This window comes from Janthinobacterium sp. PAMC25594 (assembly GCF_019443505.1).
GTDB lineage: Bacteria > Pseudomonadota > Gammaproteobacteria > Burkholderiales > Burkholderiaceae_D > Janthinobacterium.
Map to the genome: position 1 here is coordinate 4,694,625 of NZ_CP080377.1, position 15,319 is coordinate 4,709,943.

The following is a 15,319-nucleotide window of genomic DNA, read 5'->3' on the forward strand; positions in this document are numbered from 1 at the left end:
GCCATCGCGCTGGCCGACATTATAATATAAAAAACAATTGTCGTTCATTTTAGCTAATTGACTATACTTAAAGGCAACATTTTGTGTGTTCTTAACGCTGCTCTGGCGGGCAAGAAAAAACCGGGACATGCCCGGTTTTTTCGTGTGTTACCTGATGCGCTGGTACAGGCGGAAGCGCTCCACGTTGTCGGTGGGGCGGCGGCCCTCCCATAGCTTGATCCAGTCCGCGCCGTGATGCTCGGGCAGCTGTTCCTTGCTGTCAGGAACCTTGATGCTGTCTTGCAACAAGAACACATCGCATTGCTGCTGCTCCACGCCGGCAAACGGCAGGTGGCCGTAGTAGGCGAACGAGGCGCGCTGGGCGGCGCCGACGTTGCTGTTGATGCACTTGCTGCCTGGCGGCAGGTGGATGGAAATCTGGTGCGCCACGCTGGCGTAGCTCTTGCTGTAGTTCAGCGGCGGCAGGAACAGCGTCATGATCAGGACCCAGATCAGGATCAGGCCGCCGGACGACAGCACCACGGCGCGCCACAGCACGGCAGGCTGGCGCGAGATGCGCCAGTGCACCAGGGCGATCCAGCCGGCTGTGACGCCAGCGGCCACGAAGAAGGCCACCAGTTCCAGCTCGGGCTTGAATCCTGGCACGAGTTTCAGTGCATTGTGGGCCTGTTGCGGCGGCCAGCCCGTCAGGATGGCGAACCAGAACAGCCACAGTACGAGGGCGCAGATGGTCAGCACCATCACGGAGAACCAGTCGATGGCGTTGATGGCGCCCCGTTTCATGGTCAGCAGGCCGAACGCGGCCATCACGGCCAGCGGCGGCAGCAGGGGCAACAGCTGGCTCGGTTCGGGATCGGGGTGGCACAGGCCCAGGATGGCCAGCATGGCGACAAAGGTCAGCGGCACGACGATGTGCAGCACGTGGTGCTGGCGGCGCCAGGCATACACGGCCCAGGCGGCGAATGGCCAGGCGGGCCAGAAGAACCAGATGCCGACACGCAAGAAATATTGCAGGCTTTTCAGGCTCGGGGCGCTGAACTGGCGGCCATTCCACTCCATCCATGCCTGCAGCGGCGAATGGCCGTATGGCTGCAGCAGTTCGCCCGGCAGCAGCCAGACCAGGGCCAGTGCGATGGCCACGAGCACGGCCAGCGCCAGGTGGCGCACGCTGCGCAGCAGCGGCAGGCGCAGGAAGACGGTGCACAGCAGCAGGGCCATGCTCAGCGCCGCCGGCGTGATCCAGCCGCGCGTGAGGGTCAGGCCGCCCAGCGCCAGGCCCAGCAGCGCGGCATTGCGCATGGACGGGCCTTCCACATAGCGCACGGCGCGGTACAGCAAATAGGCCATCAGCGACACATGCAGCGCTTCGGCCGTGATGTCGTGGCTGTGCTGCAGCAAGCCCAGGCAGCCCAGGTAGATCAGCACGGCGGCATCGGCCAGGGTGCGGCCGAAATCGTCCGGCTCGGGCTGGCCGCCGAAGGCCAGGCGCAGCGGCTGGGCGTCATTGCGGCGGCCCAGGTTGAAGGCGGTGTACCAGACGGACAGGGTGCTGACGACGAAGATGCCGATGGTCGACATGCGCGCGCCGAAGACGTCGCCGTCGATCCAGCCGAACAGTTTGATGAAAATGGCGCCCAGCCAGAAGGCCAGCGGGCCTTCATCCGGCAGCGACAAGCCGGCCACGTTGGGCCATAGCCAGTCGTTCAGGCCGCCATGTGCCATGGTCCACATGATGCCGAAACTGGCGGCATCATCGTTCTTCCACGGTTCGCGGCCGATCAGGCCAGGCAGGATGTACAGCAGGCCAAGCGCAAACAAGGCCCATCGTGGCAGCGCGAGTGTGGCAGCGGCGGGAAGGCGGACTGGCTTCATCGATAATCGGTATCAGAATAGTGGCAAGACGCGACGAATGGCGTCGGGTATGCGCGAGTATAAAGTAAAGCGGCCAAAGACAAAAAAGGCAGCCGTGGCTGCCTTTTTTCTGGGAGCCGAAGCTGCCCTTTTTTGCCGCCAAGCGGCAAAAATCAGCCTGCTGCGACTGCGGTTTTCGAACCAACAGTACCGAACTTCTGACGGAACTTCTCGACGCGACCAGCGGTATCGACGATTTTATGCTTGCCCGTGAAGAATGGGTGCGATTCAGCCGAAACCTCGATCTTCACCAGTGGGTATTCTTTACCGTCGTGGGTGATTTTTTCGCGGGTTTGGATGGTCGAGCGGGTAACGAATTTGAAATCGCACGACAGATCGTGGAAAACAACTTCGCGGTATTCTGGATGGGTATCGACTTTCATGGGATTCTCTCTAAGTAGGTAGCCAAACAGCACTTCGTCGGTCGTCTTGCTTCTTGACCCGATTGCCGATCACTTGCCAGGGTTTAAAATAATGCAACCGTCGATTATATAGCGCTTTCGGGCTGCAGGCAATAAAAAAGCCGCTCAGGGAGCGGCTTGCATGATCGCGTAGGTCGGATTAGCGCAAAGCGCGTAATCCGACAACATTGTTGGCGCGGCGGCCAGTGGTGGTGTCGGATTACGGCCTGCGGCCTAATCCGACCTACGCTGCTGGCCGGTGTTAGCCACCGCGGCGCATCATGTCGAAGAATTCGGCGTTGTTTTTGGTCGCCTTCATCTTGTCGAGAATGAACTCCATCGCCTCGATCTCGTCCATCGAGTACAGCAACTTGCGCAGGATCCAGATTTTTTGCAGTTCGTTCGGCTTGATCAGCAGTTCTTCGCGGCGGGTACCCGATTTGTTCAGGTTAATTGCCGGATAGACGCGTTTTTCAGCCAAACGGCGTTCCAGATGCACTTCCATGTTGCCGGTACCCTTGAATTCTTCAAAGATCACGTCATCCATGCGCGAACCCGTTTCGATCAGCGCCGTGGCGATGATGGTCAGCGAACCGCCTTCTTCGATATTGCGCGCGGCGCCGAAGAAGCGTTTTGGACGTTGCAGCGCGTTCGCGTCGACACCACCGGTCAGGACCTTGCCCGAGGCAGGGATGACGGTGTTGTAGGCACGGGCCAGACGGGTGATCGAGTCGAGCAGGATCACCACGTCTTTTTTCATTTCGACCAGGCGCTTGGCTTTTTCCAGCACCATCTCGGCCACTTGCACGTGGCGCGTGGCCGGCTCGTCGAAGGTCGAGGCGACGACTTCACCGCGCACGGAGCGTTGCATTTCGGTCACTTCTTCCGGACGTTCGTCGATCAGCAGCACGATCAGCGTGATATCCGGGTGATTGGCCGTGATCGCATGCGCGATGTGCTGCAGGATCACGGATTTACCGGATTTCGGCGATGCCACCAGCAAGCCGCGCTGGCCTTTGCCGATCGGGGCGATCAGGTCGATGATGCGGCCGGTGATGTTTTCCTGGCCATTCATTTCACGTTCCAGGCGCAGCGGCTCGTTCGGATGCAGCGGCGTCAGGTTTTCAAACAGGATGCGGTGTTTCGACATCTCCGGCGATTCGCCGTTGACCTTGTCGACTTTGACCAATGCGAAATAGCGTTCGCCATCTTTCGGGGTCCGTACCTCGCCCTCGATCGAATCGCCGGTGTGCAGATTGAAGCGGCGGATTTGCGAAGGGGAGATGTAAATGTCGTCGGTGGACGCCATGTAGCTGGCGTCAGGCGAGCGCAGGAAGCCGAAGCCGTCTGGCAGCACTTCCAGGGCGCCGTCGCCAAAAATCTGTTCGCCGGACTTGGCGCGTTTTTTCAGGATAGCGAACATCAGCTCCTGTTTGCGCAAGCGGGCTGCGTTGTCAATGTCAAGACCGATCGCCATCTCAAGCAGGGCGGATACGTGTAGGGCCTTTAGTTCGGATAAATGCATATGTGTTGAGTGTCCCGAGACGGGATGTAAAGGTAGGGGAGGGGACTGCGTGGCGTTGATTAATCAGTGGGGAAGGCTGTGCACGAATGAGGGCAAAGCTGCTTCCCGGTGGTTCCAGTCAGGCGGCGCTGCGGGCGCAGCGCTGCCTATCATACATTAAATGTTGCTGTCGACGAAAGCGGTCAACTGGCCCTTGGCCATGGCGCCCACTTTTTGAGCAGCTGCAGCACCATCCTTGAACAGGATCAGGGTCGGAATGCCGCGGATGCCGAACTTGGCAGGCACTGCCTGGTTGGCGTCCACGTCCATCTTGGCGATCACGATGCGGCCGGCGTATTCCTTGGCCACTTCTTCCAGGATCGGGGCGATGGCCTTGCAGGGACCGCACCACTCAGCCCAGAAGTCCACCAGGACGGGCAAGTCGGATTTCAGGACGTCTGCTTCAAAAGATGCATCGCTAATGTGTTTGATATTTTCGCTCATATTTTCCTCAAATGAGGGTGGGATCAATAATGCCTGGGATTAACCATACGCTGGTTCGCCATCCATGCTTCCTGGAATGCAGCTAGCAGATGGGGGCAATGGGCACAAATTCAATATTCTTGGAAGGTGCGACCAGAGGTATGCAGGCGGGGATGGCTGAAATAATAACCCATTTTTTCAAAGCGTGGCGATTATTGCAGAAAAACTTGAGGCATATCGCCACCGCGCGTGCCGGCAGGGCGGCAAAGCCGCATGCCTGCTGGTCCGCAGCGCCGTGCCCGCCCTGTGGCCATCCTCCGCGTTCAGGCCTGTACGCTGGCCTGGCGGGCCGTGTGCTGCAGTTGCAAGTTCACCATGAGCTGCAATTCCGCGCTTTCCATTGGCTTGCGGAAGGTGCCTAATATATGCAGGCCATTGGCCATGGCCAGGCGTTCGGCCGCCAGGCGCACGGCCGAATGCAGGCCCGACAGCAGGACCACGCCGCCGCGGAAGCCATTCTCCGCCGCCATGCGCAAAAATTCGATGCCGTCGATGTCAGGCATGGACAGGTCGCAGATCAGCAGGTCGGGCTGGTGCTGCTTCAGGGTCGCCAGCGCCTGTTCGCTGTGCGATTCGCAGCGGATGTCGAACGGGCCCATTTGTTCGAGCATGTCGCTGAGCACGTCGAGCATGAAGACATCGTCGTCCAGCAGCAGCACGCGCAACGGCGCCAGGCCTGCTTCGTTGTGTTCCCGGCTTGCTTGGTTTGATACAGTATTCATCGTCCGTCTTCCTATTGATATGCTGCATCGTTGTCGATGCCGATACCTTGCCGTAAGGTGATTTGGCGGTAGCTAATCGTCATTGGCAAAGCTGGTGTTATTCATGATTTGTTCGGTAATCAGTTCCAGCAGGGGCCACAGGCGCGCCACGATGCGTTGTGCCCGCTCAGCCTCGTCGGCCGGTTCGCCCGGCGCCAGGGTTTCCAGGTTGTGGCACAGGTCGGCCAGCCCCAGGGCCCCCACGGTGCGCGCCGACGACTTGATGCGGTGCCCCAGTTCGCGTACCTGGTGCACGTCGCCGCGCGCCAGGGCCGCATCGATGTCGCCAAAGCCATCCTGCGTGGTCTGCAGGAACTTGAAGGCAAATTTGCGCACTTTTTCCGGGTTGTAACCCAGCAACTTGGCCAGGATGGACAGGTCGATCACTTGCGGGTCGCCGGCCAGGGTGGTCTTGAAGGCGGGCGCGGCGCGGCTGCGCGCGGGCGGCGGCGGGGTCTCGCGCGCCGGCAGCCAGCTGGCGATGGTCTGGTACATCATGGCCGGCTGGATCGGCTTGGAAATGAAATCGTCCATGCCCGCCTCCAGGCAGCGCACGCGGTCTTCACTGGTGGCCGTGGCCGTCATGGCCAGCACGCGCAGATGCGCCAGCTGCGGGTCGGCGCGGATGTGGCGCGTCGCCTGCAAGCCGTCCATCAGCGGCATCTGCACGTCCATCAGCACGCAGTCGAACTGCGTCTGGCGCAGCAGGTCGAGCGCCTCTTCGCCATTGTTGGCCAGGCAGACGGAGGCGCCCGCTTCTTCCAGCAATTCCAGCGCCACTTGCTGGTTGAAGGTGTTGTCTTCCACCAGCAGGATGCGCGCATGCTTGAGCGTGCGCAGGACCAGGGCGGCGTCGGCGCTGGCGCGCATGGCCGCTGCCGTCTGCGCCATGCTGTCGAGCATGGCCGGCGCCGCCTGGTCGGAAATGCCCAGGTTGGCCGTGAACCAGAAGGTGCTGCCGGCGCCGGGACGGCTGTCGACGCCCACGTCGCCACCCATCAGCTGGGCCAGCTGCTTGCAGATGGCCAGGCCCAGGCCCGTGCCGCCATATTCGCGCGTGGTGGAGGTGTCGGCTTGCTGGAAGGACTGGAACAGTTTACTCATCTCGTCCTGCGACAGGCCGATGCCGTGGTCGCACACTTCGAAGCGCACCAGGCAGTGCCTGGCGTCCGCCACCACCTTGCGCACTTTCACGGTAATGCTGCCCTGTTCGCTGAACTTGATGGCGTTATTGGCGTAGTTGATCAGTACTTGCCCCAGGCGCAGCGGGTCGCCCACCAGCACGGCCGGCAATTGCGGGTCGATTTCGAACAGCAGTTCCAGGTTCTTGCCGGCGGCGCGCGGCGCCACCACCGTCATCAGGGTTTGCACCACGTGGTCGAAACTGAAATTGACGCGCTCGATTTCCAGCTTGCCCGCCTCGATTTTCGAGATGTCGAGGATATCGTCGATGATGCCCAGCAAATGCTCGCCGGCGAAGCGGATTTTTTCCAGGTAATCGCGCTGGCGCGGTTCCAGGTCTGTTTTGAGGGCCAGATACGCCATGCCGATCACGCCATTCATCGGCGTGCGGATTTCATGGCTCATGTTGGCCAGGAATTGGCCCTTCGCCAGGCTCGCTTCCTCCGCCACCTGCTTGGCCTGGTCCAGCTGTTCCGTGCGCTGCGCCACGCGCTCTTCCAGGTGTTCATTGAGTTCGCGCAAGGCGCTCTCGCTGCGCTTGTGATACGTGATGTCCGTCAGACTGGCCACCACCATGCCCACCTTGCCGTATTCATCGCGGATGGCCTCGGTATTCACGGACAGCCACGACAGGCTGCCATCGGGCTGCTGCACCCCCATCAGCACGTCGCGCATGGCGACACCCGTCGACAGGGTGATGTGCACGGGATGGCTGCGCTGGTCGAAGGCGGAGCCGTCTTCGCGGATGGCTTGCCACAGGCTGCGGTTGGTCTGATTGGCCGCCAGCATGCGCTCGGCGGCGGCGTTGCTTTCCAGGATGTGGCCGTGGCTGTCCTGCACCACCAGGCCATTCGTCACGGCGCCGAACACGGAGGCCATGCGCTGGCTGGAATTCGACAGGGCGATCGACGCCTGGCGCCGTTCCGTGATGTCGGTAATCATCGCCAGCGTGCCGCCCGGCTCGCCATTGTCCGACTGGATACTGGTGCTCGACAGCAAGCCCCACAGGCTGGACAAGTCCTTGCGGAAGAAGCGGAAGTCAACCTGGTCCGGCTGGCTGGCGAAGCTGCCGTGGCTGGCCAGGCGCCGCTGCATCAGCAACTGGCTGTCGCGGTCCATGAAGTCGAGCATGGGACGGCCCAGCATTTCCTGCACCGTATAGCCCAGCATGTGCGCCATCTTCGGGTTGACGAACGTGGTTTTGCCGTCCGCATCCGTCATCCAGATGCCTTCGGCCGCCGTCTGCACGATCAGGCGGTAGCGTTCCGAACTGGCGTGCAAGGCTTCTTCGGCGCGCTGGCGCTGCGTCATGTCGCGCAGCGAGACGATGGAAAACACTTGCCCGGCCATGCGCAGCGGCGACAGGCTGACCTTGGCGGGGAAGTGCGTGCCGTCGCGGCGGCGCGCCATCATCACCCGGCCCGGCAGGCTGTGCCGCGCTTGCGGGTCGACCACGGAGTGGTTGGCCGTGCTTTCCGGCACCAGTTGTTCCAGTGACATGCCCGTCAATTCGGCCAGCGGATAGCCGAAACAGCGCGCGCCGATCTGGTTGGCGTAATGCACCTTGCCCTCGACGTCGGCCACCAGCATGGCTTCGGGCGCCGCTTCCAGCATGGAACGCATGCGCGATTGCTCGTCCTGCTTGCGTTCGCTGATATCGCAGACGATGCCGCTGGCGTGAGTGGCGGCCCCATCCGAGGCGCGTGCCAGCACGGCGCCGCGCGCCAGCAGCCAGCGCCAGTGGCCGTCGCTGTGGCGCAAACGGAATTCGCAATTGAAGGTGCCGTGCGCCTGGCCATCCAGATGTTGTCGAAATGTAAGACTCAGGCGCGCGCGGTCGTCGCGGTGCACTTCGGCCAGCCAGTCGGCCAGTGTATGGTCGAGCCTGGCGCTCTTGTCGCCCAGCACGTCCTGGTACTGGGGCGCGAACTGCAGGCGGTCGGACTGGCGCCGCCAGATCCAGCCAGTCAGGGCCGCGCCGCGCAAGGCTTGCCCGGCATCCTGTTCGCTCAGGGCATGTGCGGGCAGGAGCAGGTGGCGCAGTTGTTGCCGCAGCCGCCAGGCTTGCCAGCAAGCCAGTCCCGCCAGGGCGGTGGCGCTGGCGGCGGCGTACGGCCACAGCAGTGTCGGCGCCATGCCATGTACCGCCGCCTGCACCGGCAGCGAGAGTGTCATGCCTGCCGCCAGTATCATGCGAGCGAGCCGGCGCAGCGCAGGGCGCCGTCGGGGTGGTGCGCTGAAACTCGTGTGGCTGCAATACGACAAATGCATCCCTTTCTGGGGCGTGATTGGGCTGGGCTGGCAGTGCATGCTGCGCGCTCAAATAAACGCCTGCGGCGCTTTCTGGCGGCAACTATAGCATCGAATATTTAGTCGCAGTAGTTAAGTTCTGAAACAGCCAGAACGGGATTTTTTTTGCCCCGGAATGGCTGTTTTTTTTGTGATTTGGTGAGAATTCGTGAGAAAGTTGGCGCAAAATCGTGCTATTCAATCGAGGCGATAGCCTCAGGTGAAACTTCCGGCGAACTGATAGCGGTGTCCGGGATGCCACATGGTGGCGATCGAGGCGATCTTGCCGCCCGAGCGCGTCTGGCGGCGCAGCACCAGGCATGGCTGTTTGGTGTCGATGGCCAGCATTTCGGCGATGTCGCGCGGCGCCGACAGCGCTTCGATGCTGTAGGTGGCGCCTTGCAGGGGGGCGGCGGCCATCAGGTATTCGTTCGGCGTGATGCTGGAAAAATCCTGCGTCATGTAGTCGGGCGCGCACTCGGGATTGACCCAGCGGTCTTCCACCTGGATCGGCACGCCGTTTTCAAAATGCACGATCAGCGAATGAAACAGCGGGTGCTCGGGCGGCAAGCCGAATTGCTTGGCCAGCAAATCGGAGGCCTTGGTGCGTTCGAGTAATTGCAAGCTGCTGCGGTGGATATGCCCGCGCGCGCGCACTTCATCGGCGATACTCTTGATTTCCAACAAGGTCGCCTGGTATTTTTGCTGCGCCACGTAGGTGCCGGAACCCTGGCGCCGCGTCAGTATTTGCTCGCTGGTCAGTTCGCGCACGGCGCGGTTGACCGTCATGCGCGAGACGCCGAATTGTTTCACCAATGCTTGCTCGGAGGGAATCACGTCGCCTTCCTTCCAGCGTCCTGCGGCGATGCCGGCCAGCAGAAAATCCTTGATGCGCTGGAAAATGGGCGTATTTTCCTGGGTAGTATGATCGTCCAATGCGGTTTCTCCGGGGCGCAGGCAGGGCGCGCCGCCGGCTGGAGGCGCGATGGCCGATTTTAGCACCGAGCACGCTGCCTGCCGCCAGCCTTTTTTTTGAATTCAAAAGCAAGCGCCGGAGTGTGGCGCGCGCGGGTGCTGGTTATGCTGCGGACTTACTATTGCTTACCATTGACCTGCACGGAGTTCGCCATGGAACACGCTTACCTGACTGACGATGCACGCTGGGATGCCCTGCAGCGGCGCGCGCCCGACGCCGATGGCGTTTTTTATTACTCGGTGCGCACGACGGGCGTGTATTGCCGCCCTTCCTGCGCGGCGCGCCCCGCCTTGCGCCGCAACGTGGCGTTTCACGCCACGTGCGAGCAGGCGGAGGCGGCCGGTTTCCGCCCCTGCCTGCGTTGCAAACCGGACTTGCCGCCGCTGGCCCAGCGCCAGGCGGCCATCGTGGCCGATATCTGCCGCCTGATCGACGCCAGCGACGAGTTGCCAGACCTGGACAGCCTGGCGCATGCGGCCGGCATGAGCCGCTTTCACTTCCACCGCGTCTTCAAGGCGCACACGGGCATCACGCCGAAAGCGTACGCGGCGGCGCGGCGCGGCGAGCGCCTGAAGGCCGGCTTGCAGGGCGCGGCGAACGTCACCGAGACCCTGTACGCGGCCGGTTTCAATTCCAGCGGCCGCCTGTACGCCGCCACGCCGGGCTTGCTGGGCATGACGCCTGGCGCATTCCGTGCCGGCGGCAGCGGCGCCGTGATCCGCTTCGCCATCGGCGCCTGTTCGCTGGGCGCCATCCTGGTGGCCAGCACGGACAAGGGCATCTGCGCGATTTTGATCGACGACGACCCGGAAGTGCTGCTGCGCGACTTGCAGGACCGTTTTCCGCAAGCCGAACTGCGTGGCGCGGAAGCGGACTATGAACAGACGGTGGCGCAGGTGGTGGGCCTGGTCGAGGCGCCAGCGATCGGCCTGGACTTGCCGCTCGACGTGCGCGGCACCGTGTTCCAGCAGCGCGTGTGGCAAGCGTTGCGCGAGATTCCCGCCGGCAGCACGGTCAGCTATGCCGAGTTGGCCCGCCGCATCGGCGCCCCGAACGGTGCGCGGGCCGTGGCGGGTGCCTGCGCCGCCAATGCGCTGGCCGTCGCCATCCCCTGTCACCGCGTGGTGCGCAACGATGGCGCCTTGTCCGGCTACCGCTGGGGCGTGGAGCGCAAGCAGGCGCTGCTCGAGCGCGAGGGTGAACGGTGAGGGCGCTGGACTGGCCGCAGATCGAGGATGCGCTGAATCAATACGGCTGCGCCGTCGTGCCGCGCTTGCTCAATCCTGCGCAGTGCGCCGCGCTGGCGGCGCAGTATGACGATGCGTCGCGCTTTCGCAGCAAGGTGGTGATGCAGCGCCACGGTTTTGGGCAGGGCGAGTACCAGTACTGGGCGTATCCGCTGCCCGACGTAGTCGCCGATCTGCGCACGCGCTTGTATTCGCCCCTGGCGGTGATCGCCAACCGCTGGCACGCCAGCATGGGGCTCGATAGCCGCTTCCCATTGGACCACGCGGACTTCCTCGCGCGCTGCCATGCGGCCGGGCAGACGCGGCCCACGCCCTTGCTGCTGCGCTACCGCGAAGGCGATTACAACTGCCTGCACCAGAATGTATATGGCGAGCACGTGTTTCCGCTGCAAGTGGCCGTGCTGCTGTCGCGCCCGCAAGATGATTTCACGGGCGGCGAGTTCGTGCTGACGGAGCAGCGCCCGCGCATGCAGTCGCGCGCCGAGGTGGTGCCGCTGGCGCAGGGCGACGCCGTCCTCTTTCCCGTGGCGCAGCGCCCCGTCAACGGCACGCGCGGCAGCTACCGCGTCAACATGCGCCATGGCGTGTCGCGCCTGCGCTCGGGCATGCGCCACACCCTGGGCATCATTTTCCATGATGCAAGTTGAACGGTAGCTGCGACGCTTGAGTTTCCGGGATTACATGGCATGATGGCTATTCTTGTCACTCTTTCATTTCTGCCATGTCCGCGTTGCTCCGCCTGTTGTGCCTGTTGATCATTTTCCTGTTGCCCGCAGCCCATGCGGACGATGGCGCATCCTCGCTCGTTGCGGAAGCCGCGACCGCCATCGCGCCGTCGCAGGCCGCCGCCGTCAAGACGGCGCCGCTGATGTTCGCCAACCGCAAGGTATTCGTCTTCCGCGCCGCGCTGGCCGGCTATCCGCCCGATGAACGGGCCATCGGCGCGCAGCGTCGCCTGGAAAGCGTGCTGGCGAAAAACGGTCCCTTGCAGGCGAGCACGCGCATGATTCCCGAAGGCACGCAAGTGCTGCTCGATGGCGTGCAACTGTTCGTCGTCGTGCCCGGCGACGTCAACTTGCTGGCCGGCGACACGACGGAAAGCGTGGCGAAAACGGCCGCCGAGGAATTGCGCAAGGCCGTGTTTGACTATCGTGAACAGAGCAGCTGGCGTTATCTGGCGATCGCCGCCGCCGTGTGCGCGGTCGCCACGCTCGTGTTCTGGCTGGTGTGGATGGGCTTGACGCGTTTGTACCGCTGGGCCAAGCGCCGCAGCGGCATCCTGCTCGCTTCTCGCCTGCGCGACGTGCGCCTGAAAAACGTGCGCGTGCTCGACGCCGAGCACTACATCGCCTTCGCGTATCAACTGCTGAGCGCCGTGCTGTGGGGCTTGCGCCTGATGGCCACCTATCTGTGGGCCGCCTTCGTGCTGGGCCGGCTGCCCTACACGCGCTCCTGGGGCGAAAGCCTGAGCGGCTATTTGTTCGACGTGGCGGCCGACGTCTTCCACGCCATCATCGGCGCCTTGCCGGGGCTGGTGCTGGTGTGCGTGATCTTCGCCATCGCGCGCCTGATCGCCGCCACGGCCGCCTCGCTGTTCAAGCGCGTGGAAAGCGGCGAATTGCAGATCGGCTGGCTCGACAAGGACACGGCCCTGCCCACGCGCCGCATCGCCAGCGTGGTGATCTGGCTGTTCGCACTGGCCATGGCGTATCCGTATCTGCCCGGCTCGCACACGGCCGCCTTCCAGGGCCTGTCCGTGCTGGTCGGTTTGATGGTGTCGATCGGCGCGTCGAGCATCGTGGGCCAGGGCGCCAGCGGCCTGATCCTCATGTACACGCGCGCCCTGCGCAAAGGAGAATATGTGCGCGTGGGCGACAGCGAAGGCACGGTGGTCGATGTGGGCATGTTCGAGACGCGCCTGCGCACGGGCCTGGGCGAGGAAGTTGCCTTGCCGAACGCGTGGGTCATGTCGCAAACGACGAAAAACTATTCACGCGCCCAGCCCGGCGGCGGCTTCGTGCTCGACTCCACCGTCACCATCGGCTACGCCACGCCTTGGCGGCAAGTGCACGCCATGCTGGAACTGGCCGCATCGCGCACGACGGAACTGTCGACCACGCCAAAACCGTACGTGATGCAGCTGGCGCTGCAGGATTACTACGTGCAATACCGCCTCGTCGCCTACGCCAGCGCCGAAGTCCCCCGCCAGCGCGCCGAAGTGCTGAACCGCTTGCACCAGAACATCATCGACGTCTTCAACGAATTCGACGTGCAGATCACTTCGCCGCACTACATCGATGACCCGAAAGAGTCGCACGTGGTGCCGCCCGGTGAATGGTTCAGGGCGCCGGCGAAGCGGGGGGAGGAAGAGACGAGTCAAGTGGTGCCTCCGAAGCCTTGAATGCCCGGAGCGGTTGGTGCGTGATGGAGGCAATGACACGCGCTATCTTGGTTTTTCCTCTGGAGCGCAGGTATTCTTGCCATTTGTCAGCTGAATCACCTGGAATCCCCCGGCGGGTGCCGTGAGCAGGCAGAAGTCTGCCGAGTAGCGCGAAGTGGGATCGGACGCGGAGGGCGGCCTTCCCAGGAAGGATACGCCATACACTTTTCCCGTAACCAGCGGTGCGGCATCGCTGCTCTCGGCCCCCTCGGGAGCCTTGCCGTAGCGCACGCATCCCTTGTTTGGCAGACGATAGCTAGGGTCGCCAAATGAGGCATTGGGAAACATGACCGTCCATACATTGTTCCAGCCATTCGGCCCAGGTGTGCTGATCGTCAGCATCTTCAGGCTGACTGGCCCCCTTGAGCGTTCCTCTTCGCTGGCAATCTTGAAGCAAGGAAGGCCAGCCTCAGTCATGACGGCGGCTGTGCCCATGCGCGACCATGCAGAGGCATTGACGTTCGTCAAGGCGGCAAGCAGGAATAACAGTGTGTGACGATATGGCATGGCGATCCTTGCACTATCTGATGAGCGAATGCTCCGGGCAACTATCCTGTTTCCACGCTGGCGTGTCGCTGCCAATGGCGATGATATTTCGTTCACCAGTGGCCGTGGCAACTATGCAAAATTTCCCCATGTAGCCATAGGTGGGGTCGGAAGGATCATTTGGTCTTCCATTGAGGAAAATGCTGTAGACCCGTCCTGTTTGCAGTTCAGGGGCGGGCATGCCGTTCGCTCCCTGAGGAAGATCACCATACCGAAGGCAGCTTTTTGACGAGAGCGGTACTTTTTTTCCACCAGTCATATAAAAATTCCACACACCAACGGCGGGCTTTTCTGACAGGTCTGAAATGCTGAGTGCTCCCAGGAGTGGCTGGCCGTTACGTTTTTCTTCCTTCTGCGAGATGGTGAAGCAGGGTGTGCCATTCACTGAACTGATGTCAGCATCGGCGATGCGTGATGTTGCACAGGCATGCAGGCCGAGGAACATGAGCAGTATGAACAGGGCATTCTGCTGCAAGGAGATCATGTTTTTCCTATTTCTGAACGGGACAGATTTCATCTATCCAGGCTTGGCTATCGCTGTCGATACGAAGAATCTTGCGCTCCCCGGAGATGCCTGTCATTAAGCAAAACTTGCCTACGTAACCGCGAGTAGGATCTGAAGGATCGGCTGGTCTACCGTTCAGGAAGACGTCATACATGCGCCCCGTTTTCAGCGGCGGCGCTTTGGGCGGCTTGACCTCTGCCGTTGCTGGAGCAAGCCCATACAAAAGGCAGGACTTGGCATGCACAGGGATAGTTGCTGTGCCCGGTAAAAGAAAAGACCATACTTTGACTGCAGGCTTGACGGATACATCTGTCAGTACGATCGCACTAATCCGAGGAAGCCCGTTGCGTGCTTCTTCTTTTTGCGAAATGGTGAAACAGGGAGTGCCATTTTTTAGCCGTACTTCCGCGTATGCCATGCGGGAGGTGGCCGAGGCACTCATGCTGGTCAGAAAGATAAGCATCAATTGGGTCTTGTGGCAGATGGGCATTATTGGCCCTTTTGTGCTTGGATGTTTGCTGGACAAACTTTATCGATCCAGGCCTGCATGTCGCTGTTGATGGGGATGACTTGCTGGCCGCCATCCGCCGTAGCTCTCACGCAGAATTTTCCTTGGTAACCATAGGTTGGATCGGACGGATCTTTAGGGCGGCCATTCAGAAATACGCTATAGAAATGTCCTGGAACAAGACTTTTTGGTTTGATTCCTGTAGCAGTAGGGGGTAAATCTCCATAACGAATGCACGAATCTGCATGGATTGGAATAGGCCAATCTGGAGGTGTAGAGAAAGACCATACCTTCTTGACGGGTTGAACGGATAGATCGGAAACGATCAATGCCCCGAGCATTGGTGTGCCATTGCGTGCCTCTTCTTTTTTTGTAATGGAAAAGCACGGCATGCCTTTGACAGAGTGAATGAAGGCATCAGCGATGCGTGACCACGCCGAGACATTGATAGTCGTCAGCGTGGCAAGCAGGAATAGCAGTGTGTGACGATATGGCATGGCGATCCC

14 protein-coding genes are annotated in these 15,319 nt (G+C 61.6%); 3 read left to right on the plus strand and 11 right to left on the minus strand.

Annotation, left to right across the window (positions count from 1 at the left end):
* Positions 1-147: 147 nt before the first annotated feature.
* From KY494_RS21060 to hutC, 7 genes are all read right to left on the minus strand, one after another.
* On the minus strand, positions 148-1,872 hold the full coding sequence (locus KY494_RS21060) for a glycosyltransferase family 39 protein (RefSeq protein ID WP_219888119.1): 1,725 nt from the start codon (positions 1,870-1,872) through the stop codon (positions 148-150).
* A 152-nt stretch (positions 1,873-2,024) separates the two neighbouring features.
* On the minus strand, positions 2,025-2,294 hold the full coding sequence (locus tag KY494_RS21065; protein ID WP_010401544.1) for a type B 50S ribosomal protein L31: 270 nt from the start codon (positions 2,292-2,294) through the stop codon (positions 2,025-2,027).
* Positions 2,295-2,574: 280 nt separating this feature from the next.
* The gene (gene rho, locus KY494_RS21070; RefSeq protein WP_034746249.1) at positions 2,575-3,837 is read right to left on the minus strand and encodes a transcription termination factor Rho; all 1,263 of its coding nucleotides are present in this window, start codon (positions 3,835-3,837) and stop codon (positions 2,575-2,577) included.
* Between the two features lie 156 nt (positions 3,838-3,993).
* Complete coding sequence (trxA, locus tag KY494_RS21075; protein ID WP_219132628.1) at positions 3,994-4,320, minus strand: thioredoxin TrxA; 327 nt, start codon at positions 4,318-4,320, stop codon at positions 3,994-3,996.
* A gap of 302 nt (positions 4,321-4,622) precedes the next feature.
* Positions 4,623-5,081, minus strand: coding sequence for a response regulator (locus tag KY494_RS21080; RefSeq protein ID WP_219132629.1), 459 nt, complete (start codon positions 5,079-5,081; stop codon positions 4,623-4,625).
* 72 nt (positions 5,082-5,153) lie between these two features.
* Positions 5,154-8,477: a PAS domain-containing hybrid sensor histidine kinase/response regulator gene (locus KY494_RS21085; protein WP_219888120.1), complete on the minus strand. Its 3,324-nt coding sequence runs from the start codon at positions 8,475-8,477 to the stop codon at positions 5,154-5,156.
* 330 nt (positions 8,478-8,807) lie between these two features.
* Positions 8,808-9,527 (minus strand): histidine utilization repressor, encoded by a 720-nt coding sequence (gene hutC / locus KY494_RS21090; protein ID WP_219132631.1) that lies wholly within the window; start codon positions 9,525-9,527, stop codon positions 8,808-8,810.
* A 192-nt stretch (positions 9,528-9,719) separates the two neighbouring features.
* Between hutC and ada the strand changes: the two genes are divergently transcribed.
* The 3 genes from ada to KY494_RS21105 all read left to right on the plus strand — a co-directional run bounded on the left by ada (position 9,720) and on the right by KY494_RS21105 (position 13,215).
* Positions 9,720-10,775, plus strand: a complete 1,056-nt coding sequence (ada, locus tag KY494_RS21095; RefSeq protein WP_219888121.1) for a bifunctional DNA-binding transcriptional regulator/O6-methylguanine-DNA methyltransferase Ada — start codon at positions 9,720-9,722, stop codon at positions 10,773-10,775.
* Complete coding sequence (locus tag KY494_RS21100) at positions 10,772-11,461, plus strand: 2OG-Fe(II) oxygenase (RefSeq protein ID WP_219888122.1); 690 nt, start codon at positions 10,772-10,774, stop codon at positions 11,459-11,461. Before ada ends, KY494_RS21100 begins: the two co-directional genes overlap by 4 nt.
* Before the next feature lie 74 nt (positions 11,462-11,535).
* Complete coding sequence (locus tag KY494_RS21105) at positions 11,536-13,215, plus strand: mechanosensitive ion channel family protein (protein WP_219888123.1); 1,680 nt, start codon at positions 11,536-11,538, stop codon at positions 13,213-13,215.
* A 42-nt stretch (positions 13,216-13,257) separates the two neighbouring features.
* On the opposite strand, the gene KY494_RS21110 is transcribed toward KY494_RS21105, so the two are convergent.
* Genes KY494_RS21110 through KY494_RS21125 form a run of 4 tightly spaced genes read right to left on the minus strand, consistent with a single transcriptional unit; the run spans position 13,258 to position 15,310 of the window.
* Positions 13,258-13,761: a hypothetical protein gene (locus KY494_RS21110; RefSeq protein WP_219888124.1), complete on the minus strand. Its 504-nt coding sequence runs from the start codon at positions 13,759-13,761 to the stop codon at positions 13,258-13,260.
* Positions 13,762-13,774: 13 nt separating this feature from the next.
* Positions 13,775-14,284, minus strand: a complete 510-nt coding sequence (locus tag KY494_RS21115) for a hypothetical protein (RefSeq protein ID WP_219888125.1) — start codon at positions 14,282-14,284, stop codon at positions 13,775-13,777.
* Between the two features lie 7 nt (positions 14,285-14,291).
* Complete coding sequence (locus KY494_RS21120) at positions 14,292-14,768, minus strand: hypothetical protein (protein WP_219888126.1); 477 nt, start codon at positions 14,766-14,768, stop codon at positions 14,292-14,294.
* A 26-nt stretch (positions 14,769-14,794) separates the two neighbouring features.
* On the minus strand, positions 14,795-15,310 hold the full coding sequence (locus KY494_RS21125; RefSeq protein ID WP_219888127.1) for a hypothetical protein: 516 nt from the start codon (positions 15,308-15,310) through the stop codon (positions 14,795-14,797).
* Between the last annotated feature and the right edge of the window lie 9 nt (positions 15,311-15,319).